22 protein-coding genes are annotated in these 26,561 nt (G+C 42.0%); 17 read left to right on the plus strand and 5 right to left on the minus strand.

Features of this window, described 5'->3' with window-relative positions:
- Positions 1–88: 88 nt before the first annotated feature.
- From M2470_RS06020 to dapA, 11 genes are all read left to right on the plus strand, one after another.
- The gene (locus M2470_RS06020; protein WP_280744138.1) at positions 89–1,750 is read left to right on the plus strand and encodes an AMP-binding protein; all 1,662 of its coding nucleotides are present in this window, start codon (positions 89–91) and stop codon (positions 1,748–1,750) included.
- Between the two features lie 3 nt (positions 1,751–1,753).
- The gene (gene cysQ / locus M2470_RS06025; protein ID WP_280744139.1) at positions 1,754–2,578 is read left to right on the plus strand and encodes a 3'(2'),5'-bisphosphate nucleotidase CysQ; all 825 of its coding nucleotides are present in this window, start codon (positions 1,754–1,756) and stop codon (positions 2,576–2,578) included.
- A gap of 118 nt (positions 2,579–2,696) precedes the next feature.
- Positions 2,697–4,241 (plus strand): SLC13 family permease, encoded by a 1,545-nt coding sequence (locus M2470_RS06030; protein ID WP_280744140.1) that lies wholly within the window; start codon positions 2,697–2,699, stop codon positions 4,239–4,241.
- 12 nt (positions 4,242–4,253) lie between these two features.
- Positions 4,254–4,859: an adenylyl-sulfate kinase gene (gene cysC, locus M2470_RS06035; protein ID WP_280744197.1), complete on the plus strand. Its 606-nt coding sequence runs from the start codon at positions 4,254–4,256 to the stop codon at positions 4,857–4,859.
- Between the two features lie 44 nt (positions 4,860–4,903).
- Entirely contained in the window at positions 4,904–5,803 is a 900-nt protein-coding gene (cysD, locus tag M2470_RS06040; protein WP_280744198.1) for a sulfate adenylyltransferase subunit CysD, read from the plus strand.
- Positions 5,804–5,846: 43 nt separating this feature from the next.
- Entirely contained in the window at positions 5,847–7,268 is a 1,422-nt protein-coding gene (gene cysN / locus M2470_RS06045) for a sulfate adenylyltransferase subunit CysN (RefSeq protein ID WP_280744141.1), read from the plus strand.
- A gap of 9 nt (positions 7,269–7,277) precedes the next feature.
- Positions 7,278–8,366: a sulfotransferase gene (locus tag M2470_RS06050; RefSeq protein ID WP_280744142.1), complete on the plus strand. Its 1,089-nt coding sequence runs from the start codon at positions 7,278–7,280 to the stop codon at positions 8,364–8,366.
- 3 nt (positions 8,367–8,369) lie between these two features.
- Complete coding sequence (locus tag M2470_RS06055; protein ID WP_280744143.1) at positions 8,370–9,344, plus strand: PCMD domain-containing protein; 975 nt, start codon at positions 8,370–8,372, stop codon at positions 9,342–9,344.
- Positions 9,345–9,355: 11 nt separating this feature from the next.
- Positions 9,356–11,359, plus strand: coding sequence for an NAD-dependent DNA ligase LigA (ligA, locus tag M2470_RS06060; RefSeq protein ID WP_280744144.1), 2,004 nt, complete (start codon positions 9,356–9,358; stop codon positions 11,357–11,359).
- Positions 11,356–11,874, plus strand: a complete 519-nt coding sequence (locus tag M2470_RS06065; protein ID WP_280744145.1) for a hypothetical protein — start codon at positions 11,356–11,358, stop codon at positions 11,872–11,874. Before ligA ends, M2470_RS06065 begins: the two co-directional genes overlap by 4 nt.
- A gap of 52 nt (positions 11,875–11,926) precedes the next feature.
- Complete coding sequence (gene dapA / locus M2470_RS06070) at positions 11,927–12,820, plus strand: 4-hydroxy-tetrahydrodipicolinate synthase (protein WP_280744146.1); 894 nt, start codon at positions 11,927–11,929, stop codon at positions 12,818–12,820.
- Between the two features lie 76 nt (positions 12,821–12,896).
- Here dapA and M2470_RS06075 read toward each other — a convergent pair whose 3' ends face one another.
- Positions 12,897–14,177: an acetylxylan esterase gene (locus M2470_RS06075; RefSeq protein ID WP_280744147.1), complete on the minus strand. Its 1,281-nt coding sequence runs from the start codon at positions 14,175–14,177 to the stop codon at positions 12,897–12,899.
- A 108-nt stretch (positions 14,178–14,285) separates the two neighbouring features.
- Here M2470_RS06075 and M2470_RS06080 point away from each other — a divergent pair, with 108 nt between their 5' ends.
- Positions 14,286–15,749, plus strand: a complete 1,464-nt coding sequence (locus M2470_RS06080) for an MFS transporter (RefSeq protein ID WP_280744148.1) — start codon at positions 14,286–14,288, stop codon at positions 15,747–15,749.
- Positions 15,750–15,802: 53 nt separating this feature from the next.
- Here the strand turns inward: M2470_RS06080 and xyl3A are convergent, their stop codons facing one another.
- Positions 15,803–18,418: a xylan 1,4-beta-xylosidase gene (xyl3A, locus tag M2470_RS06085; protein ID WP_280744149.1), complete on the minus strand. Its 2,616-nt coding sequence runs from the start codon at positions 18,416–18,418 to the stop codon at positions 15,803–15,805.
- 210 nt (positions 18,419–18,628) lie between these two features.
- Here xyl3A and M2470_RS06090 point away from each other — a divergent pair, with 210 nt between their 5' ends.
- Positions 18,629–19,492 carry a DUF5032 domain-containing protein gene (locus tag M2470_RS06090; RefSeq protein ID WP_280744150.1) on the plus strand — a complete coding sequence of 288 codons (864 nt, stop codon included), beginning with the start codon at positions 18,629–18,631 and terminating at the stop codon, positions 19,490–19,492.
- A gap of 7 nt (positions 19,493–19,499) precedes the next feature.
- Here M2470_RS06090 and trmD read toward each other — a convergent pair whose 3' ends face one another.
- The 3 genes from trmD to M2470_RS06105 all read right to left on the minus strand — a co-directional run bounded on the left by trmD (position 19,500) and on the right by M2470_RS06105 (position 22,001).
- Positions 19,500–20,174 (minus strand): tRNA (guanosine(37)-N1)-methyltransferase TrmD, encoded by a 675-nt coding sequence (gene trmD, locus M2470_RS06095; protein WP_280744151.1) that lies wholly within the window; start codon positions 20,172–20,174, stop codon positions 19,500–19,502.
- A gap of 45 nt (positions 20,175–20,219) precedes the next feature.
- Positions 20,220–21,272: a CotH kinase family protein gene (locus M2470_RS06100; protein ID WP_280744152.1), complete on the minus strand. Its 1,053-nt coding sequence runs from the start codon at positions 21,270–21,272 to the stop codon at positions 20,220–20,222.
- A gap of 69 nt (positions 21,273–21,341) precedes the next feature.
- Complete coding sequence (locus M2470_RS06105) at positions 21,342–22,001, minus strand: hypothetical protein (RefSeq protein ID WP_280744153.1); 660 nt, start codon at positions 21,999–22,001, stop codon at positions 21,342–21,344.
- A 257-nt stretch (positions 22,002–22,258) separates the two neighbouring features.
- Between M2470_RS06105 and M2470_RS06110 the strand changes: the two genes are divergently transcribed.
- The 4 genes from M2470_RS06110 to M2470_RS06125 all read left to right on the plus strand — a co-directional run bounded on the left by M2470_RS06110 (position 22,259) and on the right by M2470_RS06125 (position 26,557).
- Entirely contained in the window at positions 22,259–22,627 is a 369-nt protein-coding gene (locus tag M2470_RS06110; RefSeq protein ID WP_280744154.1) for a VOC family protein, read from the plus strand.
- A 50-nt stretch (positions 22,628–22,677) separates the two neighbouring features.
- Complete coding sequence (locus M2470_RS06115) at positions 22,678–23,229, plus strand: ORF6N domain-containing protein (RefSeq protein WP_280744155.1); 552 nt, start codon at positions 22,678–22,680, stop codon at positions 23,227–23,229.
- A 71-nt stretch (positions 23,230–23,300) separates the two neighbouring features.
- Positions 23,301–25,763: a phenylalanine--tRNA ligase subunit beta gene (gene pheT / locus M2470_RS06120; RefSeq protein ID WP_280744156.1), complete on the plus strand. Its 2,463-nt coding sequence runs from the start codon at positions 23,301–23,303 to the stop codon at positions 25,761–25,763.
- A 71-nt stretch (positions 25,764–25,834) separates the two neighbouring features.
- Positions 25,835–26,557, plus strand: a complete 723-nt coding sequence (locus M2470_RS06125) for a YebC/PmpR family DNA-binding transcriptional regulator (protein WP_280744157.1) — start codon at positions 25,835–25,837, stop codon at positions 26,555–26,557.
- Positions 26,558–26,561: the final 4 nt, after the last annotated feature.

Here is a 26,561-nt window from a genome sequence, read left to right on the forward strand (position 1 = left end):
TTGTTTATCCTTAACTTAATAATATGGACTTTTTTTGTAAGTTTGCAACAATTGGTGGACTACCGGGTTTAAAAGAAAATAGAGTGATATGGAAAGTCGTTTTTTAGGTATAATAGAGAATAGTATAAGAGAATACTGGGATCTGCCGGCATTTTCGGATTATAAAGGTGAACCCTATTATTATAGGGATGTTGCCCTCCGGATAGAAAAGCTGCATATTGTGTTTGAACATGCAGGTATCAAAAAGGGTGATAAGGTAGCATTGGTAGGGCGTAATTCCTCTAATTGGGCTGTCAGCTTTTTCGGAACATTAGCCTATGGTGCCGTAATTGTACCTATTTTGCACGACTTTAAGCCGGATAATATTCATCATATTGTCAATCATTCCGAGGCAAAAGCCGTACTGGTAGGTGGGAATAATTGGGAAAACCTGGATGAAAATATGATGCCTGATGTAAAGCTGTTCATGCTGCTGGACGACTTTTCTATCATCAAATCGGATGAACCGGAAGTGTTTGCTGTTCGGGAACAGATAGATGAATACTTGAATAAGAAATACCCCAACGGTTTTTCTCCCGACATGATAGCCTACCACCGGGAAGATCCGGAGGAACTGGCTGTTTTGAACTATACATCGGGAACTACCAGTTTTTCCAAAGGGGTGATGTTGCCGTATCGCAGTATATGGAGTAATACCAAATATGCGAATGAAAACGTACCGTTTGTACATGCCGGAGATAATATCGTGTGTATGTTGCCCATGGCTCATATGTATGGGCTTGCCTTTGAAATACTGAACTCTGTAGGGAAAGGTTGCCATGTGCATTTCCTGACGCGTACACCCAGCCCTAAAATTGTGGCGGATGCTTTTACTACGCTGCGTCCGAGCCTGATACTGGCTGTGCCCCTGATTATAGAGAAAATAGTAAAGAGCCGTGTTTTCCCGGAACTGGAAAAGCCGCATATTAAGTTTTTATTAAAAATCCCCGGAATAAATAAAAGAATACTGAATACAGTAGCCCGGAAACTGGATATTGCTTTTGGTGAAAACTATGGCGAGATTGTTGTTGGTGGCGCCGCTCTGAATAAAGAAGTGGAAAACTTCCTTCGCCTGATTAAATTCCGTTATACGGTAGGTTACGGGCTGACAGAATGTGGCCCGCTGGTAGCTTATGAGCAATGGGATACCTTTAAGAAAGGTTCGGTAGGCCGGATTGTAGACCGCCTGGAAGTGAAGATTGATTCTCCCGACCCGGAAACCCATGTAGGGGAAATCTTCGTGAGAGGAGCCAATAATATGCTTGGTTATTATAAAAACGAAGAAGCTACAAAAGCCGTGATGTTGGAAGACGGATGGATGAATACGGGAGACCTGGGTCTTTTGGATAACGATGGCTTCCTGTATATCCGTGGACGAAGCAAGACGATGATATTAAGCTCGAACGGGCAGAATATCTATCCCGAAGAAATAGAAGACCTGTTGAATAACAAATCTTTTGTTGCAGAATCGCTTGTTATTAGTGAAGGATATAAACTGATTGCTTTGATTTATCCCGACTGGGAATTGCTCTCAAAAGAGGGCCTTAATGACCGGCAGGAAGTGGATAGGATAATGCAGCAAAATATGGATGAGTTAAATGCCGAACTGCCTACGTACAGTAAACTGAGCAGTTTCAGGATTTATGAAGAAGAGTTTGAAAAGACTCCCAAGCGGAGTATAAAGCGTTATTTGTATCAGCCTAAAGAATGAAGTATGACGAATATCAGTTATTTATATATTGCTATCCGCGCTGCCGTTGATGCAGGGCGGTCTATCATGGATATTTACACGAACCCGGAAGAAGCTTTAGACATTGAACAAAAAGCAGATCACTCACCTGTGACACGTGCAGATAAAGTAGCCCATCATTTAATTACGAATGTTTTGTCGGCTACTCCCTATCCAATATTAAGCGAAGAGGGTAAAAATATACCCTATGCGGAGCGTGAAAAGTGGGAAACATTCTGGATGGTAGATCCACTGGACGGAACCAAAGAGTTTATCAAGCATAATGGCGAGTTTACCGTCAATATAGCCCTTATTCATAATCGTGTACCTGTACTGGGCGTTATATATGTTCCGGTTCGGAAGGAATTATATTTTGCGGAAGAATCGATAGGAGCATATAAATTAGCAGGGATCGATTATACGAATCAGCCTTCCTTTGAGGAGATGAAAACGGATGCTATACGCTTACCGCTATCTTATGGTCATCAGGGATTGGTGGTTGTTTCTTCCCGTTCACACCAAAGCGAGAAGACAATAGAGTTTATCGATAACTTACGGAAGCAGGGACAACCTGTAACGACGATCAATAGCGGAAGCAGCCTGAAGATTTGCCTGGTAGCGGAAGGAACAGCCGACATTTATCCCCGCTTTGCTCCTACAATGGAGTGGGATACGGCGGCAGGCCATGCCATAGCCAAAGCAGCCGGTTGCGAGATATACCATGCAGACGAAAAGACACCCTTACGATACAACAAAGAGAATTTGACAAACCAATGGTTTATTGTTAAGCCGATTTCTCCCAAATGTTGATTTTTTTGGTTCGTTTCAAACATATTCTGAAATTAACGGATATGTGAAATTCCGCAACTAATTAATCTTTCTTACATTTGTGGCTTTACTCTAACAAAATCAGAAGAAGTCATAAGGCATGAATCTTAAAATCATATTTGTGTTGGTGGTTTTGGCCGGGATGGTTGTTGCATTAATAAAGGACCGGATGCGTCCCGGAATGATCCTCTTTAGTGTAAGCGTCTTGTTTTTATGTGTCGGTATACTAAATCCCAGGGAAGTACTGGAGGGATTCAGTAACAAGGGAATGATTACTGTAGCGATGCTTTTTTTGGTTAGTGAAGGTATCCGTCAAAGCGGAACATTGGCTCAGCTGTTTAAGAAGTTCCTGCCCAAAGAGAACACGACAATAACCAAATCCCAATTACGCCTTCTGCCTACTATATCGGGTATTTCCGCTTTTTTGAACAATACACCGGTAGTTGTAATTTTTGCTCCTATCATTAAACGATGGGCAGAGAGTGTGAAATTGCCTTCTACCAAATTCTTGTTGCCATTGACCTATGCCACTAGTTTAGGAGGAGTCTGTACCCTGATCGGTACCTCTACCAACTTGGTCGTGCATGGCATGATGCTGGAAGCCGGCTATGATGGATTTTCCATGTTTGAACTGAGCAAAATAGGTGTTCCCATCGCGATAGTGGGCATAATATACATGCTGATCTGTTCGGGAAAATTATTACCAGAATCCCGGAATGTGTCTGAAGAATTTCAGGAAGAAAACAGAGACTTACACAAAGTAGAGGCTGTTTTGGGACCCAGGTTTCCGGGTATCAATAAGACATTGGGCGAGTTTGACTTTCATCGCCACTATGGCGCAACAGTAAAGGAAGTAAAAACCGGAGGGCAATATGTAAAGGGCAATCTGGACGATATTGTACTGAAGGAAGGAGATACGCTGGTATTGCTGGCAGACGATTCATTTATCCCTACCTGGGGCGAATCCCGCGTGTTCCTTATGCTGGCCAACGGCAAGGACGAACCGGAACCGATATCGAAAAAGAAGAAGTGGTTTGCCTTGGTACTGTTCTTACTTATGATAACCGGTGCTACCCTGGGCGAACTGCCGATCGTACAGGAGGCCTTTCCGGATATGAAACTGGATATGTTCTTCTTTGTCTGTATTACAACTGTTATTATGGCCTGGATGAACCTGTTTCCCGCTAAAAAATACACCAAATATATTTCCTGGGATATCTTAATCACGATAGCCTGTGCTTTTGCTATCAGTAAGGCGATAGGCAATTCGGGTCTGGCTGATGTGGCAGCCCGTTATATCATCAGCCTGTCTGAAACGACCGGGCCGTATGTATTACTGGCTATGACATTCCTTATCACGAATATATTCACACAGCTTATCACGAATAATGCAGCGGCGGCATTAGGTTTTCCGGTTGCCCTTTCGGTTGCCACTCAATTAGGAGTAAACCCTACGCCATTCTTTGTTGTGATATGTGTGGCTGCTTCTACCAGTTTTATATCACCGGTAAGTTATCAGACCAATATGATTGTACAGGGGATAGGGGGGTATACGTTTATGGATTTTGTAAAATTTGGCCTTCCTCTTAATATTATCGTATTTTTGCTTGCCGTATTTTTAACCCCTTTAATCTGGCCTTTTTAAATAGAGATGATGATGAGTAATGAACAAAAGAATATAACCCCGATATTTGACATGATGTTGTCGAGAAAGGATAAAGAAAAACTTTTGAAACAACGGGGTGTCATGGTTTGGTTTACAGGTTTAAGCGGTTCAGGAAAGAGTACACTGGCTATAGCGCTTGAGCAGGAACTGCAATCCCGGGGCTTGTTGTGCCGTATTCTGGATGGAGACAACATCCGTACGGGGATAAACAATAATCTGGGTTTTTCGCCCGAAGACCGAAAAGAAAATATCCGACGTATTGCGGAAGTAGGCAAGCTATTTGTAGATACGGGTATCATAACGATAGCGGCATTTATCAGCCCGAATAATGATTTGCGGGAGATGGCATCGGAGATAATAGGCAAAGAAGACTTTTTAGAAATATATGTCAGTACCCCTATAGAAGAGTGTGAACGACGTGATGTAAAGGGGCTTTATGCAAAAGCCCGTAAAGGAGAAATTAAAGAATTTACCGGAGTGTCGGCACCCTTTGAGCCTCCTGTTCATGCAAGCCTTACGCTTGATACATCACTCCTTACTATAGAGGAGTCTGTCAACATGTTATTGAATGTTGTTTTGCCAAAGGTGAAACAATGAATATTGAAATTTGAAAACGAATGAAAACATCAAATAATTTGTCAATGAGCTTGACCCACCTTCAGGAGTTGGAAGCAGAATCTATCCATATTATCCGTGAGGTGGCGGCTGAGTTTGAGAATCCGGTAATGCTTTACTCCATTGGAAAAGACTCCTCTGTTATGGTTCGCCTGGCGGAAAAGGCCTTTGCTCCGGGTAAAGTACCTTTCCCTTTGATGCACATTGACTCTAAATGGAAATTTAAAGAGATGATCACTTTCAGGGATGATTATGCAAAAAAGCATGGATGGAACCTGATTGTTGAATCAAATATGGAAGCCTATAATGCGGGAGTAGGTCCCTTTACACATGGCAGTAAGGTACATACGGATCTGATGAAAACCAAAGCTTTATTGGATGCATTGGACAAGCATAAATTCGATGCAGCCTTTGGAGGAGCCCGCCGGGATGAAGAAAAAAGTCGTGCAAAAGAACGGATATTCTCCTTTCGGGATAAGTTCCACCAATGGGATCCTAAAAACCAACGGCCGGAATTGTGGGATATATACAACGCCCGTATCCACAAAGGAGAAAGCATTCGTGTATTCCCTCTGTCTAACTGGACGGAACTGGACGTGTGGCAATATATCCGGCTGGAAAAAATACCTATTGTACCCCTGTATTTTGCCAAGGAACGTCCGATTGTGAATATGGATGGAAACCTGATCATGGTAGATGACGAGCGGATGCCGGAGCAATACAGCAAACAGGCCAAGATGATGAAAGTCCGCTTTCGTACCTTAGGTTGTTATCCTTTGACAGGAGCCGTGGAAAGCAATGCCGAAACCATCGAGCAAATCGTTGAAGAGATGATGACTACAACGAAAAGCGAACGTACGACCCGTGTAATAGACTTTGACCAGGAAGGGAGTATGGAGCAGAAAAAGCGGGAAGGATACTTTTGAATTGAAAATTGAAAATTGAAAGTTGAAAATGAGAGATAAAAATATGTCAACTATAGAGGAGTATCTGGATAGGGATCAAAAGAAAGACCTGTTGAGGTTTCTTACCGCAGGTTCTGTTGATGATGGGAAATCTACACTGATTGGCCGTCTATTGTTTGACAGTAAGAAAATATATGAGGATCAGCTGGATGCCCTTGAACGTGATAGCAAACGCATGGGGAATGCAGGAGATCATATAGACTATGCCCTTTTGCTGGATGGCTTAAAAGCAGAACGTGAACAAGGTATTACCATTGATGTGGCTTATCGTTACTTCAGTACAAATAACCGGAAGTTCATTATTGCGGATACCCCAGGACATGAACAGTACACACGTAATATGGTAACCGGTGGTTCTACAGCCAGCCTGGCAATTATATTGGTTGACGTTCGAACAGGAGTGATAACCCAAACCCGCCGACACACCTTTCTTGTTTCCCTATTAGGAATCAAGCATGTAGTACTAGCTGTCAACAAGATGGATTTGGTGGATTTTAGCCAGGATATTTTTGATAAGATTGTAGCCGATTATAAACATTTTGTGGAGCCTTTAGATATCCCTGAAATAACCTGTATTCCGCTTTCAGCCTTAGATGGTGATAATGTTGTGGAAAGGAGTAAACGAACTCCCTGGTATGTTGGTCCGTCTTTATTAGAGCATCTGGAGACTGTTTCGATTGATCTGGACCGGAATGTAGAGCATTTCCGCTTTCCGGTTCAATACGTTTTAAGGCCGAATCAGAACTTCAGGGGATTTAGTGGAAAGGTAGCTTCCGGTATTGTTCGTAAAGGGGATACAGTTATGGCTTTGCCATCTGGAAAGACATCTAAAGTAAAAAGTATTGTGACCTATGACGGCGAGCTGGATTATGCTTTTCCTCCTCAAAGTATAACCCTTACCCTGGAAGACGAAATTGATGTTTCAAGGGGTGAGATGTTGGTACATCCGAACGATTTACCAATGACAGACCGGAACTTTAAAGCCATGCTTGTGTGGATGGATGAGGAACCCATGGATGTTTCCAAGCAATTCTATATAAAGCAAACGACTAATACGACGAGAGCCCGTATCGACAGTATCCGGTATAAGGTGAATGTTAATACCATGGAACGTTCACAGGCAGACCATCTTATACTGAACGAAATAGGTAATGTGGTCTTTACAACAGGAAAGGAGTTGTTCTTTGATCCGTATAAAAAGATCAAACAAACAGGAGCTTTTATATTGATAGATCCGATTACCAATAATACTTCTGCTGTAGGGATGATCATTAACAGAGTAGATGCAAAGGATCTGTTGAAAGACGAGGCTATGGCTGTTATTAATCTTTCGGAGTTAGGTATAGGAGCAGAACATTATGATGCAATAGATAAGATTCAAGAGGCATTAAGACATCAGGGATTAGAGATAAAACTAATAAAATAGGGGATAAGGATGGATTTTCAGAAATTACCGGTTACTCCGCTTATTGGTGCGGATCCAAAAACATTTGATGAAATAGTAAGGGGAAGAGTTATTGACAAGGGATTCAAAAAAAAGTATCACTTAACGAGAGCCGGCTCAGGAGTACTTAGCATGTATCTTCCTTTTGAAAGGAGAAAATATAGAAAACTGGAAAGAAAACCATTGGAGATGGATCCTTTCTTTATAATCGGGCATTGGCGTTGCGGAACGACTTTTGTACATAATGTTTTTGCTTGTGATAAGCATTTCGGTTATAATACCACTTATCAAACGGTACTTCCAAACCAAATGCTTTTCGGACAGCCCTTTTTTAGAAAATGTTTGTCTATGGCTATGCCTACTTCCCGTCCGACCGATAATCTGGAGTTAGGAGTTAATTTGCCTCAGGAAGAAGAGTTTGCCCTCACGAATATGATGCCTTATACCTACTACAACTTTTGGTATTTGCCTAAGCATACCATGGAGTATTGCGAACGCTTCCTGTTATTTAACACCATTACAGAGGCGGAACGTAAGATTTTCAAAGAAACATTCCTGAAACTGGTAAAGATTGCCCTCTGGAATACCAATGGCGTGCAGTTTTTAAGTAAAAACCCTCCGCATACAGGGCGAATCAAAACCTTGTTAGAGATGTTCCCTAATGCAAAATTCCTTTATCTGAAACGTAACCCTTATACTGTATTTGAAAGTACGCGCAGTTTCTTTACCAATACTATACAGCCACTTCGTTTACAGGATATCACAAACGAAGAAATAGAACAGAATGCGGTAGAAATATTCAAGCGGCTTTATTATAAGTATGAAGAAGAGAAACATATGATTCCCTTAGGAAATCTGGTAGAGATTAAGTTTGAAGACTTTGAAGCGGATGCTTTTGCCATGACAGAAGATATCTATAGCAAATTGGATCTGCCGGGGTTTAACGAATCAAAAGCCAATATAGAAGCTTACTTGTCCAAGAAAAAAGGATATAAGAAGAATAACTATACGTATGATGATCGTACACTCAAGATTGTAAATGAAAACTGGGATATGGCCTTAAAAGGATGGGGGTATTAAGAAATGATATATTTATATAAAGATATTACGTATATTCGCATTTTATTCGCTATAATTGCTGCATCTCTGTCTGCTACAGCTTATACGCAGAACGTAAAACCCTTTGCTTATGGAGATATGGATCAATGGGTGGTGCGGGAGATTAAGGAGTCGGCTGTTATTGGCGGAAATACCAAACTTCTATATGAGTTAGGCCCCATTGATACGATTGTTGGCAATGATGCCTATACAAATACAGGAGGATCGCCTTGGGCTAATTCAAATGTATTGGCAAAAGTAGCGGGTGTTGTAAAGACAAATACATCTGTTTTCCCTGAAAAGCGAGGTGATGGCTATTGTGCCCGTATGGAAACCCGTTACGAAAGTGTACGTGTGCTGGGTTTGGTAGATATAGAAGTAATTGCTGCCGGTTCTATTTTCCTGGGTAAGATGCACGAACCGATCAAAGGGACAAAGAACGCGCAAAGTATGTTGGAAAGCGGTATCGCTATAACCGGCAAACCTGCTGCTCTTCGCTTCGATTATAAAATTAAGCTGGCTCCTGAAGATCATAGGATACGCAGCACAGGATTTAGCAAAAAATCGAAAGTAGAAGGACGCGATGAAGCTACAGTAGTGATGATGTTGCAAAAGCGATGGGAAGATAAAGAAGGTAACGTGTATGCCAAGCGTGTAGGTACAATGGTTCAGCGTTATGTTTCATCGACAGATGGCTGGGTAAATGAAGCAAGCTATCCCATTTTATATGGTGATATAACATCCCATGCCGATTACAAAGATTATATGAAAATACAGGTAGAAGAACGTTATACAGTAAACAGTAAAGGAAAGAGTGTTCCTATCCAAGAAATCGGATGGGCAGATAAGGATGAACAAGCAACGCACCTTATCCTGCAATTCGCTTCCAGTCATGGAGGGGCTTATATCGGATCACCGGGTAATACTTTCTGGATTGATAACGTGGCCCTGGTTTATTAATAATACCTTTGATGAACGAGATTGAATCGAAAATAAAAGCACTTCGGGAGGAACTGGAACAGCATAATTATAATTACTATGTGCTTTCCTCGCCAACAATTTCAGACAGGGATTTTGATGTAAAGCTGAAAGAATTACAATTGCTGGAAGAAGCACATCCTGAATATGCCGATCCTCATTCACCTACTCAGCGAGTAGGGAGCGACTTGTCTAAAGAATTTGAACAGGTTTTGCATAAATACCCGATGTTGTCATTGAGTAATACCTATTCAGAAGAAGAAGTACGTGATTTCTATGACCGGACCATGCGTTCTCTGAACGAACCGTTTGAAATTGTTGCAGAACTAAAATATGATGGAACCTCTATTTCCCTGATATATGAAAAAGGACGTTTGGCTCGTGCTGTTACCCGTGGCGATGGTACGCGCGGTGATGATGTAACGGCAAACGTAAAAACAATACGCTCTATCCCTTTGAAACTAAGAGGAGATAACCATCCGGATGAATTTGAGATCAGAGGTGAAATACTACTGCCTTGGGCAGAATTTGATCGTTTGAATAAGGAGCGGGAAGAACAAGAAGAACCTCTTTTTGCTAATCCTCGCAATGCTGCTTCCGGTACTTTGAAACAGCAAAATCCGGCTGTTGTAGCGTCTCGTAAACTGGATGCCTATTTTTATTATTTGCTTGGCGAGGATCTGCCGGCTCAGAGCCATTATGCCAACCTCGAATATGCACGTACGTGGGGCTTTAAAGTTCCGGATGTTATTCGTAAATGCCATAATCTGGAGGAAGTTTTCGAGTATCTTTCATATTGGGATGTAGAACGAAAGAATCTGCCTGTAGCAACGGATGGCGTTGTGTTGAAGGTTAATTCATTGCTTCAGCAGAAAAACTTAGGTTTTACAGCTAAAAGCCCCCGTTGGGCAATTGCATATAAATTCCAGGCAGAACAGGCTGTAACCCGTCTGAATGCTGTTTCTTTCCAGGTAGGGCGTACTGGAGCTGTTACACCTGTAGCCAATCTGGAACCTGTTTTATTGTCTGGCACGACAGTAAAGCGGGCTTCTTTGCATAATGCGGATATTATCGAAGGCTTGGATCTGCATATCGGTGATATGGTTTTCGTAGAAAAAGGAGGAGAGATCATCCCTAAAATAGTAGGGGTAGATAAAGATGCCCGTTCCATGATGATAGGAGATAAGGTACGTTTTATCAAAACATGCCCGGAATGTGGAACTCTGTTGATGCGCCCGGAAGGAGAAGCTGCTCATTATTGTCCGAACGAATCGGGTTGTCCGCCTCAGATAAAAGGGAAGATCGAACATTTTGTTACCCGGCGGGCGATGAATATCAACATGGGACCCGAAACGGTAGAAGATTTGTATGAAGCAGGTTATGTGAAAAATGCAGCTGATTTGTACACCTTAAAAGTTTCGGATCTGCTTCAGCTTGAGCGATGGGCGGAGAAAAGTGCCAATAACCTGATGGATAGTCTGGAGCAATCCAAGAGTGTCTCCTTCGAGCGTGTATTGTTTGGACTTGGTATCCGATACGTAGGAGAAACGGTTGCAAAACGTCTGGCCTTTGCTTTCCAGCATATAGATCAATTGAAAGAGGCCACTCTGGAGTCGCTAACAGAGGTTGATGAAATAGGTGAGCGTATCGCTCAAAGTGTTGTATCTTATTTTTCAGATGATAGAAATCTCAATCTGATTGATCGTTTAAAGACATATGGTTTGCAAATGGCTGTAGATGTGACTGTCCTGGCCGAACGATCAGAAAAACTAAAAGGTCTGACGATTGTTATCAGTGGAACTTTCTCTAAGCACTCGCGGGATGAATACAAAACTATGATAGAACAACACGGAGGCAAAAACAGCGGATCAGTATCCAGTAAAACCCATTATATTCTGGCCGGAGATAACATGGGGCCAACTAAACTAGAGAAAGCTGCGAAACTTGGCGTAAAAATTATCAATGAAGAAGAATTTTTAAACATGTTAGCTGAATGATACTTTCTAATTTTTTTATAAAAAAGAAACTGCAAGACCTGGTAAAGGATGCACCGGCAAGAACGCCGCGTTTTTGTTCGTTAAATGATGCCAATAATATATTGGTGGTTTTTGATGTTAAAGACAAAAAAGACGTTCTGAAGTGTGTAGCCAAGCTTGAAGAACACACTGAAAATATCAGTCTTTGTGCCTTTATTCCTAAGAAAAACAAAGAAGATATAGCCGAATCATGGCTCCTTATAAAGGAGGAAGAACTGGACTCCAAAGGGATGCCTACGGCAGAAATGAGTGAGAAATTTAATGCGCTTCCTGCAGACATACTGATAGATCTGACGCGTACAAACAATTATACTATGCAATACCTTCAGTTACAGCATCCTTCATCCTTTAAGTTGGGGCATAAATCTTTTTTGCGTGAAATGTATGATCTGACAATTACAATGACAGATAATGACGATATTAATCACTTCTTTGAACATATTTTATTTTATTTGTTGACTATCCGTTCCAAATGATATAAATTCCTTATTTTTGCATTACTAAAATAACAAAACGGAATAAATTTCCATGATAGACATAAATTTGAAAGGGATGGGAGTAGCAATGATTACTCCTTTTAAGGACGATGATAGCGTCGACTACGATACGTTGGCTAAATTGGTTGACTACCAGTTGCAGAATGGTACTGATTATTTGGTCGTATTAGGAACTACCGCTGAAACCCCCACTTTGACAGAAGAGGAAAAAGACAAAATCGTGCAACTTGTTGTAACAAAAGTACGAGGACGTATTCCTATTGTATTAGGTGTGGGAGGAAACTGTACGCGATCTATCGTCGAAAAACTTAAAAAAGGCAGTTTCGATGGTGTAGATGCTATCCTGTCTGTTACCCCTTACTATAATAAACCTTCACAAGAAGGTCTCTATCAGCATTATAAAGCTATTTCGGAATCAACCCGCTTACCGATTGTCCTTTACAATGTCCCTGGACGTACAGGCGTAAATATGACAGCCGCTACCACCCTTCGCATTGCTCGTGAGTGCAAGAATGTAATTGCTGTAAAAGAAGCCTCGGGGAACATCACACAAATGGATGATATTATAAAGAATAAACCGGCAAATTTCAATGTTATCTCGGGAGATGACGGGATTACTTTCCCGTTAATTACTTTGGGAGCAATAGGGGTGATCTCTGTTATCGGAAATGCTTTCCCGCGTGAATTTAGCCGTATGGTACGACTGGCATTGGCCGGTGATTACGATAGCGCGCGTACTATTCATCATAGCTTTACTGAACTTTTCGACCTGCTTTTTGTAGATGGTAATCCGGCAGGGGTGAAGAGCATGCTTAATGCTATGGGCTATATTGAGAATAAACTGCGTCTTCCGTTAGTACCTACACGCATTACTACATTTGAAAAAATACGTGATGTGTTACGACAACTAAGTATAAGATGTTAATTCAACGTATAGACTAACCTTGAATTAAAAAAGGACAGGCCTTTATCTGAAAGGATTAAGGCCTGTTGTGAGAAGATTAGCGGCTATATTGTTTTTTCATCCAGCCAGTACCTATTGCCCGTTGTTCTGGGTATGTCCAGTGACCTGTTTCAAGAAATAAAACTAATTCTTTTGCTCCCGGTATTACATTATATGCAGCATGCATAGAAGTAGGAGGGCAAACCGTATCATTAAATCCCCAACTATACCATCCTGGTACCTTTACCCGACGGGCAAAGTTTACGACATCAAAGTAGGGGAGTGTTTCTGTTTCATTTGCTGCAGGTTGTGCATCTTTGTAGTAATGTGGCCATCCTCCGGCTCTTTTGTTGAGGTATCCGGCAAAGTCGCATAAGGCAGGGTAATATGCTGCTAAAAATTTAATCCGTGAATCAAGTCCGGCCGTGATAATAGACAAGGCTCCTCCCTGGCTTCCGCCTGTTACCCCTACGGTATTACCATCAAACTCAGGTAAGGAATAAATAAAGTCTATAGCACGTACGCAGCCCAGATATACCCGTTTGTAATAGTGGGTATCTCTGTTGTTCCTGTTAATACTCCAGTAGTCGCGCAAACCGCCTACTGCCAGATTACTGTATACTTCCGGACTCAGTGTAACAGGAATCCCGTGAATCCCGATCTCCAGAGAGATGACATCGTCTCCATAGTTTGCTCCGTTGTACGGACGGATTCCAGCACCTGGCACTTGAAGGATGGCCGGATATTTACCTGTTTTCTTTGGAACCATCAATATGGCATATATCCGTGAGTCGGGTCTGTCGTTCTGAAAATTTACCTGGTAGGCATTTTGGGTAGCAGTGCATTTTTCTGGGAGTAATACCATTTTAGCATCCAGGGGTGTTTTCCGGGCTTCGTTGATAGCGTCAGACCAGAAGCTGTCAAAATCTTTCGGATCATTAGTTGTCGGCTGGATCTTTTCTTCATTATAAGCAACGGTTGCCATGCCTTCGTAGTTTTTACCATCTACTTTGGCAGTGACTTTGCAACGTAAGAATCCCGGGATATTCATGGAGGATTTTAGAGTTGTAGTCCCATCTTTTAAAACGACATCCTGCTTTTTAATAGTTGGAAAATACTCCGGTCCCAGTTCGTAGTCTATCGTCACGTTTTGAAGCAGGTTCTCATTCTTATACACCTTAACGGAGAAAGAAGCCTCTTCTTTGGTTTGATACTTCCAATCGGTATGATTGGGGGAGACGATAACATTGACTAGTTTCTGTGACGGCTGAGCCTGTAAATTTGTAACTGCTCCTAAAAAGAAAATCCAATAACAGAGAAATAGAATTACATTTTTCATAAATAGTGGTTTAAAATTTGACGTAAAAATAGTTATTTTATTAACTTTTCCATGCGTGTTTGCGCAAACTTACTAACTTTATCGCCGAATCTTAAAAAATAAATACGCATGAATACACTAAAAACCGGAACTGCAAAGATGACAAATTACAGATGGATGATCTGTGCAATGCTCTTCTTTGCAACAACAATTAATTATTTAGATCGTCAGGTGTTATCGCTCACATGGAAAGATTTCATCGCTCCGGAGTTTCATTGGACGAATGATGATTATGGGAATATCACTTCTTTATTTTCTCTGTTTTATGCTATCAGCATGCTTTTTGCAGGCCGTTTTGTAGACTGGATGGATACAAAGAAGGGTTTCTTGTGGGCTATTGGTGTCTGGTCGTTCGGAGCTTGTATTCATGCTTTTTGTGGAATAGCTACTTCTGGGATCACTGCCGGTGAGTGGTTGGTTGGTTTTGAAGGAGCTCGGAATGCTATTGCTACGGTAGGTGACGTAGGTATGGTAGTATCGGTAAGTGTTACTCTCTTTATATTTGCCCGTCTGATACTGGCTATCGGAGAAGCAGGAAACTTCCCAGCTGCGATCAAGGCTACGGCTGAATACTTTCCGAAAAAAGACAGGGCCTATGCTACCAGTATATTCAATGCCGGAGCTACGGTAGGCGCTTTGGCTGCTCCGATCTCCATCCCGGTTATAGCCAAGTATTGGGGCTGGGAAATGGCTTTTATCCTGATAGGAGCCTTGGGTTTTGTGTGGATGGGATTCTGGGTATTTATCTATAAAAAACCGGAGGTGCATCCGAAGGTGAATGCTGCAGAGTTAGCCTATATACAACAGGATAAAAACTCTACAGATGCCGTAGAGGAAAAAATAGAATCATCCCAGACTCGGAAGTTATCTTTTGTGGAATGTTTCAAATTCAGGCAAACCTGGGCCTTTGCTTTTGGTAAATTTATGACAGATGGCGTATGGTGGTTTTACCTGTTCTGGACACCGGCTTACCTTAGTTCTGTTTATGGTATGAAATCTTCTGACACTGGCAGTCAGGTTGCTATTTTTGTCTTGTATCTGATTACTTTACTGTCTATTATTGGTGGCTGGTTGCCTACTTATTTTGTAGAAAAGAAGAGTATGAATCCATATGCGGGGCGTATGAAAGCGATGTTGATATTTGCATTCTTCCCCTTACTCGCTCTTTTTGCTCAACCTTTGGGTAGCTTTTCTTACTGGTTTCCGGTTATCATTATTGGTATAGCGGGAGCGGCTCATCAGGCATGGTCGGCTAATATATTCTCAACAGTAGGGGATATGTTCCCTAAAACTGCTATCGCAACTATCACAGGTATCGGTGGAATGGCAGGAGGGATTGGTTCCTTTATTATCCAGAAGAGTGCCGGAAAGCTGTTCGACTATGCCGGGCAAACTCAAATGTCTTTATTCAACTTTAAAGGAGAAGAAGCAGGCTATTTCATTATCTTTTCAGTCTGTGCTGTAGCCTACCTTATTGGCTGGGTAGTCATGAAAATTCTGGTGCCAAAATATTCACCAATTATCATCAAATAAAAAGAGGGGTAATGTAGAGACAAGGCAGTGCCCTGTCTCTACGCATTTCTATCTTATTCAACCGTTAGATCGATGCTTTGTAGCGCTTTGTCGGCAGATGAGCCTCCGTAGAGGATTTGGTATTTGCCGGAGCGTACTTCCATGATTTGTTTTGGGTCGTTGAAAGACCAGAATGCTTTGGGTTGCAGTTCAATACTTAGCTGCTGACTTGATCCTGCATTTACGTGTACCCGTTTGAATGCTTTTAATGCTTTGATAGGCCCTTCCGGATCATTCGGATTCTTGATGTATACCTGGGCTACTTCGTCACCGTCTGCTTTGCCTGTATTAGCGATGTCCAGTGTAAGTGTTACAGACTGGGTTTTGCTTATCTTGTCTTGTGACAGTTTGGCATTTTTATACTCAAATGTCGTATAGCTCAAACCATATCCAAAGGGGTATAAGGGTGTTTCCGTCATATAGCGGTAGGTACGTCCTTTCATGTTGTAATCCTGGAAGTCGGCCAATTGATCTACAGACTTGTAGAAGGTAATAGGCAGACGTCCGGCAGGGTTATAATCACCGAAAAGAATGTCGGCAACAGCTGTTCCGGCTTCTTGTCCGCCATACCAGGCATTCAGGATAGCATCCAGGTTTGCCTCTTCCCAGTTAAGAGCAAGAGCACTACCTGTACAAACCACATATACAACAGGTTTACCAGTAGCTTTTAGCGCCCGGATCATTTCTTTCTGTACATTGGGGACTTCGATATTGGTACGATCTCCTTTTCTGAAACCTTCCGCATCTACAGGCATTTCCTCGCCTTCCAGACGGGGAGATATTCCACCTACATATACAATAATATCTGCTTCTTTTACTTTGGCAGCTGTAGCCTGATAGTCGACCGGAGTACGAACCCCTATCTGAAAGTTAAGGTCTGCATTGCCGATACGTTGCATGTATTCTATCTTTACCGGATATTTTTTGCCCTTTTCTGCATGCAGAATATATTGTTGTCCACTTGTATATTCCCTATCCCAAATGTCTATCACTTTCTCGTCACCAATGAACAGGCGATATCCGTCATTTCCTGAAATGGTAAACTCTACCGGGCCGCTTATTGGCGATTCAAATTCACCAGTAAAACGGGCGGAGAAGTTGGTTAGGTTTACGTTTGGTGCAAACTGGGTATTTCCCCCTGTGGTATAATGGATACTTGATCCGGAAGCGATTCCCTTATGCACCGGTTCGCCCTCAAAGTCTCTGTTGTTGTAAAATTCAGAGGCAAATCCTATGCCGGCAGAAGAAAATATATGGTTCCCAAAGTCTGTTATCACAAAATTGTCGGTATGGTTGCAGCCCAGTTCATAAATTACTTCTGCATCAGGAACTTTATTCTTAATACCTTCTAATATGGTTACTGTTTTAGAAGGAAATCCGTTATAGTTAGCCCATAACATAATGGAATCGTTGGCATTAGGACCTACTACAGCTATTTTTTTCAGGCTTTTGCTTAGTGGCAATATGTTATTTTTGTTTTTCAATAAAACCATACTTTTGCGAGCCATATCCAGGGATTGTGCCACATGTTCGGGGCTTTCAACTACACTATACGGGATGCTGGCATAAGGTACCAATTCATCCGGATCAAACATACCCAGTTCAAAACGGCCTTTGAACAGACGGCGAAGTGATACATTTAGCTCTTCTTCAGTGATTAAACCATCCTGAACCGCTTTCAGTAAGGCTTGGTAGCTACCTCCGCATTCCAGATCTGTTCCGTTTTTTACGGCATCGGCAGAAGCAGCTTCTGCACTCGGATGTGTCTCGTGACGGGGCGTGCGGGGATCCTTTCTCCAGAAATCATCAATAGCTCCACAGTCCGACAAGATGATATCTTCGTATCCCCAAGTGTTGCGCAGAATGTCAATCAGCAATTTGTCACTACTGCAGCAAGGGGTTCCCTCAAAACGGTTATATGCGCACATTACCTCCTGTACGTCGGCCTCCTTTACCAGTTCTTCAAAGGCTGGCAGATAGGTGGTCCACAGGTCACGGGGAGTTGCTTCCGCATTATATTCATGGCGGTTCCATTCCGGTCCGCTATGCACGGCATAATGCTTGGCGCATGCATGGGTCTTGAAGTATTTAGGATCGTTGCCCTGAAGCCCTTTTACAACAGCTACCCCCATGCGTCCGGTCAGGTAAGGATCTTCGCCGTAAGTCTCCATTCCACGTCCCCAACGCGGATCGCGGAATATATTGATATTGGGAGTCCAGAATGTCAATCCTTTGTATCTGTCGTACTCCTTATCTTTCTGATATTGATGGTATTTGGCACGTGCTTCGTCACTTATCATATCGAATGTCTTATGCAACGCTTCATCATCAAAGGTAGCTGCCATAGCGATAGATTGCGGAAAAACAGTGGCTTGTCCGGCACGTGCTACGCCATGCAGTGCCTCGTTCCACCAGTCATACTCGGGGATACCCAGGCGCTCGATAGCCGGTGTTTGATTCATCATTTGTCCTACTTTTTCTTCCAGTGTAAGACGTCCCAGCAGGTCTTCCATTCGTTCTTCCAGCGGAAGATTGGGATTTCGGAAAGGATACTCATATTGTTTACTGCTGCATGCGGTGGCAAGGCAGACAATACAAGTGGAGATAAACGACAGATACTTCATTCTCATATTATTAAAATTAAGTTATTGTATATGCTACGATATAAGATACTGTAATTAACTGTTTATTTTACTTTGAATCAGTTTGTTTACAGTTTGCAAAGCTAAGTCGTTTAACAATTTTACTCAAATTTAATAGCTTAAATAACGTTACAAATCCGGATAATCTTGTAAATACTTTACTTTTGTCTTATTAAAAAGCATAAAATGAGAGATGTTATGAAAAAGAATCTTTTTATTTTCCTTTCCATAATGTTTGGACTAACGTCTTGTGGTGATGATGATAAAACAGAGGTTATCCCATTAAACAAACTGACAAAAATTACTTGTACAAAAAACAATGCTTCTTCTCCCGAATTTGTGTTGTCTGTTACCTACAACCAGGCCGGAGAAGTGGCTAATATAGCTTGGGATAATCAGTTTACTGATATCTTTTCCTTTAGCAATAACCAGCTCGTTGTAAATCGTTTCACATCGGTAACTGCTTCTGCCTCTTTGTATCAGAAGTATGAATACGGACTGTCTGGCGGCGGAATAGTATCTTGCAGTGAGTATCAGAACAATCCGTATCGTAATAACGAAGAGTATCTGAGCAATTTGTACAATTATACGTATAGCAAGAACAATATGATGAGTAGCCCCTGGGTGAAAGCCGTTTGGCCTAAGACAGACGGTTCCGGATACGAAAGCCGGAATGATATGGAAACCAATTATTATACCTGGGAAGACAACAATCTCACCTATTACAAAAACGGCACAAAAGAGATGGCTTTCACGTATAAAAGTGATCTCCATCCTGAGAACTTCCCGTTGCGGATTGTGAATACATTCAGCCCCACAGGTCAGGCATCTGTAAGTCCGCTTAATTTCTATTTCGGCAATCTGAACCGCAACCTGATTGAGACAGCCACCTGGTATGTATTGCCGGATGTAAATACTCCCTATGCCAAATATACTTTTTCGTATAATACAACGGGTGAATATATTACCGGTATGACGATAGCTGAAGAAATCTATCCTGTCAACGGAACTTCAGCCGAAAACAACCAATATACCTATACCCTGGAGTATAGCTATAAATAAACATCTTTTATTTCAGTAAATCGGGGCGCAGGCGGGCGGTTCGCTCCTGCGCTTGTTCCAACCTCCATTCGGCTATTTTGCGCTCATGTCCGGACAGTAGAACATCCGGTACTTTCCAGCCTTTATACTCGGCGGGACGAGTATAAACGGGAGGAGCCAGCAAATTGTCCTGAAAAGAGTCGGAGAGGGCGCTTTGCTCATCACCAATAGCTCCGGGAAGCAAACGCACTACGGCATCGGTTATGATAGCAGCAGCCAGTTCGCCTCCCGTCAGCACATAGTCGCCTACGGATATTTCTTTTGTTATCAGGTGTTCACGAATCCGGTAATCGATTCCTTTGTAATGTCCGCAAAGAATGATAAAGTTATTCAGCAATGACATACTGTTTGCCATGGGCTGATTGAAGGTTTCTCCGTCCGGCGAGGTATAAATCACTTCGTCATACGAACGCTCCTCCTTCAAAGCGCTGATGGCACGGTCTATCGGCTCAATCTGCATCACCATACCTGCCTCTCCACCAAAGGGATAATCATCTACCCGCCGCCATTTATTGCTGGTATAATCCCGCAGATTATGCAAATAAATCTCGGCCAGGCCTTTCTCCTGTGCCCGTTTTACAATCGAGCAATTAATCATCCCCTCTATCATTTCGGGAAGTACGGTAAGTATGTCTATGCGCATGAAAAGGATCAACTAGTCATTAATAGCCACAAATGTAGCTATAATCTAAAAACTAGAGTTGATATTTTCGTCTAAAAACTCGATGCGCTCTTGTAGCCAATCTTTCATCTTGTCTGTTTCGTCGAAGATATCATGGTTTTTCTTCCATCTTTTGTTGTTTTGAACAGATGATTGATATAGTTCGTACCGCAAGTCGTCTATAAACGAATACAGGTTTTCTAATGTGCCTTTCATCTCGTTCCAGCGGGCTTTGTAGGCTTGCCGGAAGGTCGGATCATCGAAAAAGCGATAGAAGAAGCTGCCTCCGGGTCCGGAAGAGTGTTTGTCGTATTTCTTATAGAGCCAGGTCTTGGCATTGTCATAATAAATATGCCCCGATTCCGTATAGCCAAAGCCCCAGTCAAAGTCCCAAAGAGGCCCCATTTTTATCTTGTCATCGCCTTTCTTGTATAGGTAAACGCTTCCCGGTATCACCAATTCTCGGTTGCGTACAATCTCATTTATCATGATATAGTCGATCAGGGTAGGTACATCAATCAACTCCTGCCAATTACTATTGGGGAAGCCCGATGTTTCGCCATATAAGGCTTCGTCTAGCGCATTGATCGCTTTTTTAACAAAATCCATACCTGATTCATCTTCCAGATCCGGTGATTTGATATTAACGGGCATGTTGATAAGAGCCGATTTGAACTTGAAATCTTCATCATAATACCGGTCAAACTCTACCAGAAAATCCGTCTCCTCATCAATGTTTACGCGATGTTCGTTTACCTGTACTTGTTCTGTTAATACATAATTACCCAGGTATTCTTCGTTCAGGAAGAGTTCTACGTGGTTGGAGTGGTTGGTATATTCAACGCCGAACTGATGTCCTAGTTTAAAGGCTATTGTGTTCATCATAAAGGTAGGATCCAGATAGTTGGCCAATAGTACCCAACTCTTGGCAGCTCCCAGTCCGAACAAGGATGTTTTTTTGTCAAACTTGATGCGGTATGGCTTTTTGATATATTGCCAGGTGGTGTTTCCCCGTCCGCGTACACCGGCGCTTGCCTCTACCTCGTACTCCGGATTATCCTGTGAAAAGATCTGCACCATAGAGGCTACGTAATTTTCCTTGTCAGTAATCTTTGCTTTGTTTTCAGTATCTATCTTTACAATAGGTAGTCAGGTATTTTGGGTAGATATCAGCATGATCCGGTAAGATCTCTCTTCAAAATCATTTCTTACCTGATAGGTCAAGTCTTTGAGGAAGTTGTTTGGAGTTTCTCCGCTGGTTTGCTCTTTATTTTCTACATAGACAGTACCTTCTGCTTCAAAGGAGACTACGGCATTCTCCAGATTACTTATCCAGTTTTGCGACTCCGGAGTGATGAAGATTGTAGACAGATCGTCGGAAAAGACTCCCTTTGTAGAAGTTTTCTTGCCATTTTGCAGGAATTCTACCTCGAATGATTTCATTTCCACATGAGGCGCCAAACTACAGACAAGGGTATAAACCGCCTGTGTGCCATCTTCGGTAATAACCGTATATTCCAAGGGACGGTCGTACGAGTTGAACGTAGCACCACTATACTGAAGGTTCGTACCAACATATACAATCCCCTGAGATTCAAAAGTGGCAACAAATTCTCTTCCGACCGGTATACAACCTAAGTTTATCGTATAATCTGAATGGTCTATTGTAGCGACAATATCGTTGGGTAATCCGTTTTTCTCGGCTTCCAGTTTATACGAGGTAATTTGTTTGTCTGAACTTAATTTTTCATCATCACAAGATACGGCAAATAGAGCCGTGAGGTAAAGGAGACAAAGTAGTTTTTTCATATAATTCTATTTTCAGTAATAATATTGATGGGCAAAAGTAAAGAAATGAGCGTTATATACAAAAGATGCCTAAACTCTTATGGATTATTTTATCTTTTTTACATTCTTCTACAAAACGAGATATAATCCTACAACTGTAGAACACGTGTTCAACATATGTAGAACTCATGTTCAACAATTGTAGAACATATGTTCAACAACTGTGGGATTTCAAAAACAAATAATTACTTTTGGACAATGTAAAAATCTTACACGGAATGATATCATCTATAATAGGAATAGCGTTTGATTGTCTGAATGCGAACGAACTTGCTGATTTTTACGTGAAGTTATCAGGTTGGGAAAAGGAAATATCCGGTGATGATTTTGCGGCGTTGCGCACTCCACAGGGAATACTGTTGGTTTTTCAGACTGTAGAGGATTATGTTCCTCCGGTATGGCCATGGAAAGAAGGCGCTCAACAGCAAATGGCGCATATGGATTTTAAAGTAGATAATTTGCAGAAGGCAGTAGAATACGCTTTGCTGTGTGGTGCGAAAAAAGCAGAAGTTCAATATTACGATACTTCTACTGTAATGCTCGATCCGGCAGGGCATCCGTTTTGCTTGTCAACAGTTCAGCAATAATCTCTGAAAAAAACCTTAACTTTGCCGCATATTAACAAAACTTATAACTTATGAATCAAATCGTTTCTTTCGATAAAGTGAAAAACAAAATCATCCGTTTACGTGATCAGGATGTGATCCTCGACAGTGATGTAGCTATGCTGTATGGGGTGGAGACAAAGCGAATCAATGAAGCATTAAAGAATAATCCAGACAAGTTTCCGGAAGGATATGTTATTACATTAAATAATATCGAGTGGGAAAATTTGCGGTCGAAAATTTCGACCGCAAATCTGAATATGTCAAGGGTACTACCCAAAGCTTTCAGCGAAAAAGGCCTTTATATGCTTGCTACTATTCTTAAAAGTCCGCAGGCTACTCAGACGACAATTGCTATTGTTGAGACGTTTTCTAAGTTACGTGAACTATCCCGTACGGTTGCCCAATTATCGGCTTCTCCGGAAGAGTTCAAGCAGAAATCGTTGATGCAGAAAAGCGGTGACATTATCGCCGACCTGCTAGGGGAAGACATGGCTACTACCGATACAGAAACAAGTATAGAACTAAACTTCGCCCTACTCAAAGTAAAACATACGATCAACAGGAAAAAAGAGAAAGAATGAAATATCGTAGCTATAGATAAAATCGTTACCTTTGTGCCGAAATTTGCGGAATTGAAAAAACGTATAATACGATGAATATATCTTACAATTGGCTTAAGAATTATCTTGATTTTGATTTACAGCCTGAGGAAGTATCGGCTGCGTTGACGTCTATTGGTCTGGAAACAGGCGGAGTAGAAGAGGTGCAAACGATCAAAGGAGGTTTGGAAGGTTTAGTGATTGGTGAAGTGTTGACGTGTGTTGAACACCCAAACTCCGACCACCTGCATATTACTACTGTTAATGTAGGGGGAGAAGAGCCTTTACAGATCGTATGTGGCGCTCCGAACGTAGCTGCCGGACAGAAAGTAGTGGTAGCCGTAAATGGTACGAAACTGTATAGCGGAGACGAAAGTTTTACGATTAAACGGTCGAAGATCCGTGGCGTAGAATCAAATGGGATGATTTGTGCCGAAGACGAGATAGGCATTGGAAAAAGCCATGATGGCATCATCGTTCTTCCTGCTGATGCCGTTGTAGGAACCTTGGCAAAAGATTATTACAATATAAAAAGCGACTATGTATTGGAAGTGGATATTACACCCAATCGCGTAGATGCTACTTCCCATTTTGGCGTGGCTCGCGATTTGGCAGCCTATCTGAAACAGAACGGCAAGCCTTCGGAGCTGAAACGCCCTTCTGTAGATGCGTTTAAGATAGATGACCCGGCACCGGCTATTACTGTATCGGTAGAGAATACGGAGGCCTGTCCCCGTTATTCAGGTGTTACGATTAAAGGCGTTACGGTAAAAGAGAGTCCGGAATGGTTGCAAAATATACTGAAAATTATCGGTTTACGTCCTATCAATAATGTGGTGGATATTACCAATTATGTATTGCACGAACTGGGACAACCGCTGCATGCTTTTGATGCAGATAAAATAAAAGGCAGAAAGGTAGTGGTTAAGACATTGCCTGCCGGAACAAAGTTTGTCACCCTTGACGAAGTAGAACGTACCCTGACAGATAAAGACCTGATGATCTGCAATGCAGAAGAAGGGATGTGTATCGGTGGGGTATTCGGAGGGTTGGATTCCGGCGTAACGGAGGGAACTACCAATGTATTCCTCGAATCGGCCAATTTCAATGCTTCATGGGTTCGCAAGACAGCCCGCCGCTTTGGTTTGAATACCGATTCTTCCTTCCGATTTGAGCGCGGATTGGATCCCAATAATACGATGTACGTATTGAAACGTGCCGCTTTGATGATCAAAGAGATAGCCGGAGGTACGATTTGTGGAGAGTTGCAGGATGTGTATCCTGTTCAGGCAGTTCCTTATACAGTAGATATTACCTATAAGAAGATAAATACCCTGATAGGTAAAGAAATACCTAAGGATACAATAAAGAGTATTCTTTCGAGTCTGGAGATAGAAATAGTATCTGAAACGGCTGAAGGTATGACCCTTCATGTGCCCCTGTACCGCATAGATGTACAGCGCGATGTAGACGTAATAGAAGATATCCTGCGTATCTATGGTTACAATAATATTGAGATAGGGGAGGACGTAAAATCGAATCTGAGCTATCAAACGCCTACCGACCGGAGCTATAAGCTGCAAAACCTTATCTCCGAGCAGTTATGCGGAGCCGGTTTCAGCGAGATTATGAATAATTCGCAGACCCGTTCGGCCTATTATACCGAGCTGTCTACCTATCCCGAAGCCCGTTGTGTAATGCTGGAAAACCCTATCAGTTCAGATCTGAACGTGATGCGTCAAACCTTATTGTTTGGTGGTTTGGAAAGCATTGAGCATAACGAAAAACGCAAGAACGGAAATATCCGTTTCTATGAGTTTGGCAATTGCTACGACTATGATGTAGATAAGAAAAGCGACGAAAATGTGCTGGCAAGCTACAAAGAAGACTATCGCTTAGCCTTGTGGGTATGCGGAAAGCGGGTAGAGAACAGTTGGGCTCATCCGGATGAACTATCTTCCATATATGAACTAAAGGCTTATGTAGAGAATATTTTGGCTCGTTTGGGTATCAGCAAAAATACGGTTATTCTGGGTCAGTTATCGAATGATATATACGATGCAGGCTTGAGTATCACTACCAAAGCAGGCCGTCAGTTAGGCACGATGGGAATTGTGAGCAAAAAAATATGCAAAGCCCTGGATATAGACGAGGAAGTGTACTATGCCGAACTTTCCTGGGAACTGCTGATGAAAGAGATCAGAAAGAGTAAAGTTTCTTTCTCTGAGATATCTAAATTCCCGGCAGTGAAGCGCGACCTGGCCTTACTGTTGGATAAGAATATCCGCTTTGAAGAGATAGAAAAAATAGCAAATGAAAGCGAACGGAAACTGCTGAAAGACGTTACATTATTCGATGTATATGAAGGCAAAAACCTTCCTGCAGGCAAAAAGTCATACGCCGTAAGCTTCTATTTACAAGATGAAGATAAAACTTTGAACGATAAACAGATTGAAGCTATCATGAAGAAGTTGCAAACCAATCTGGAACAAAAACTCGGAGCACAACTTCGATAATGATTAATTATTAATGCTTAATTATTGAGGTTGTTTACAATTAATAATTTACAATTAACAATTCAAATAAGATGGGAAGAGCATTTGAATACCGCAAAGCAAAGAAATTCAAACGCTGGGGTAATATGGCCCGCGTATTTACAAAGTTAGGAAAGGAAATAACAATCGCTACCAAGGCCGGAGGGCCTGATCCTGACAGTAATCCCCGTCTGCGTGTGTTGATGCAACAGGCGAAGAAGGAAAATATGCCGAAAGAAAATGTAGAACGTGCCATTAAAAAAGCTACATCAAAAGACTATACCGACTATAAGGAGATGAATTACGAAGGCTACGGCCCCTTTGGTATAGCTGTTTTTGTAGAAACGGCAACCGATAATACGACCCGTACGGTAGCCAATGTGCGTAGCTACTTCAACAAGCATGGCGGCTCGCTGGGCACCTCCGGTAGCCTGGAATTCCTGTTCGACCACAAGTGCGTATTCCATATCGTAAAGAAAGACGAAGTATCGTTGGAAGATCTCGAACTGGAACTGATTGATTATGGCGTAGATGAGGTAGAAGAAGACGAGGACGAAATCGTATTATACGGCGAATTTGCTCAAAACTCAGCCATCCAGAAATACCTGGAAGAAAATGGCTATGAGATCAATAGCGCCGAATTCCTCCGCATCCCCAACGACGTAAAAGAACTCACCCCCGAACAACGCGAGTCAGTAGAAAAACTGATCGACAAACTCGAAGAAGACGAAGACGTCCAAAACGTCTTCCACAACATGAAAGAAGGGGAGGAATAATTTT

Origin of the sequence: Parabacteroides sp. PH5-46 (assembly GCF_029892785.1) — a bacterium.
Taxonomy (GTDB): Bacteria; Bacteroidota; Bacteroidia; order Bacteroidales; family Tannerellaceae; genus DFXE01.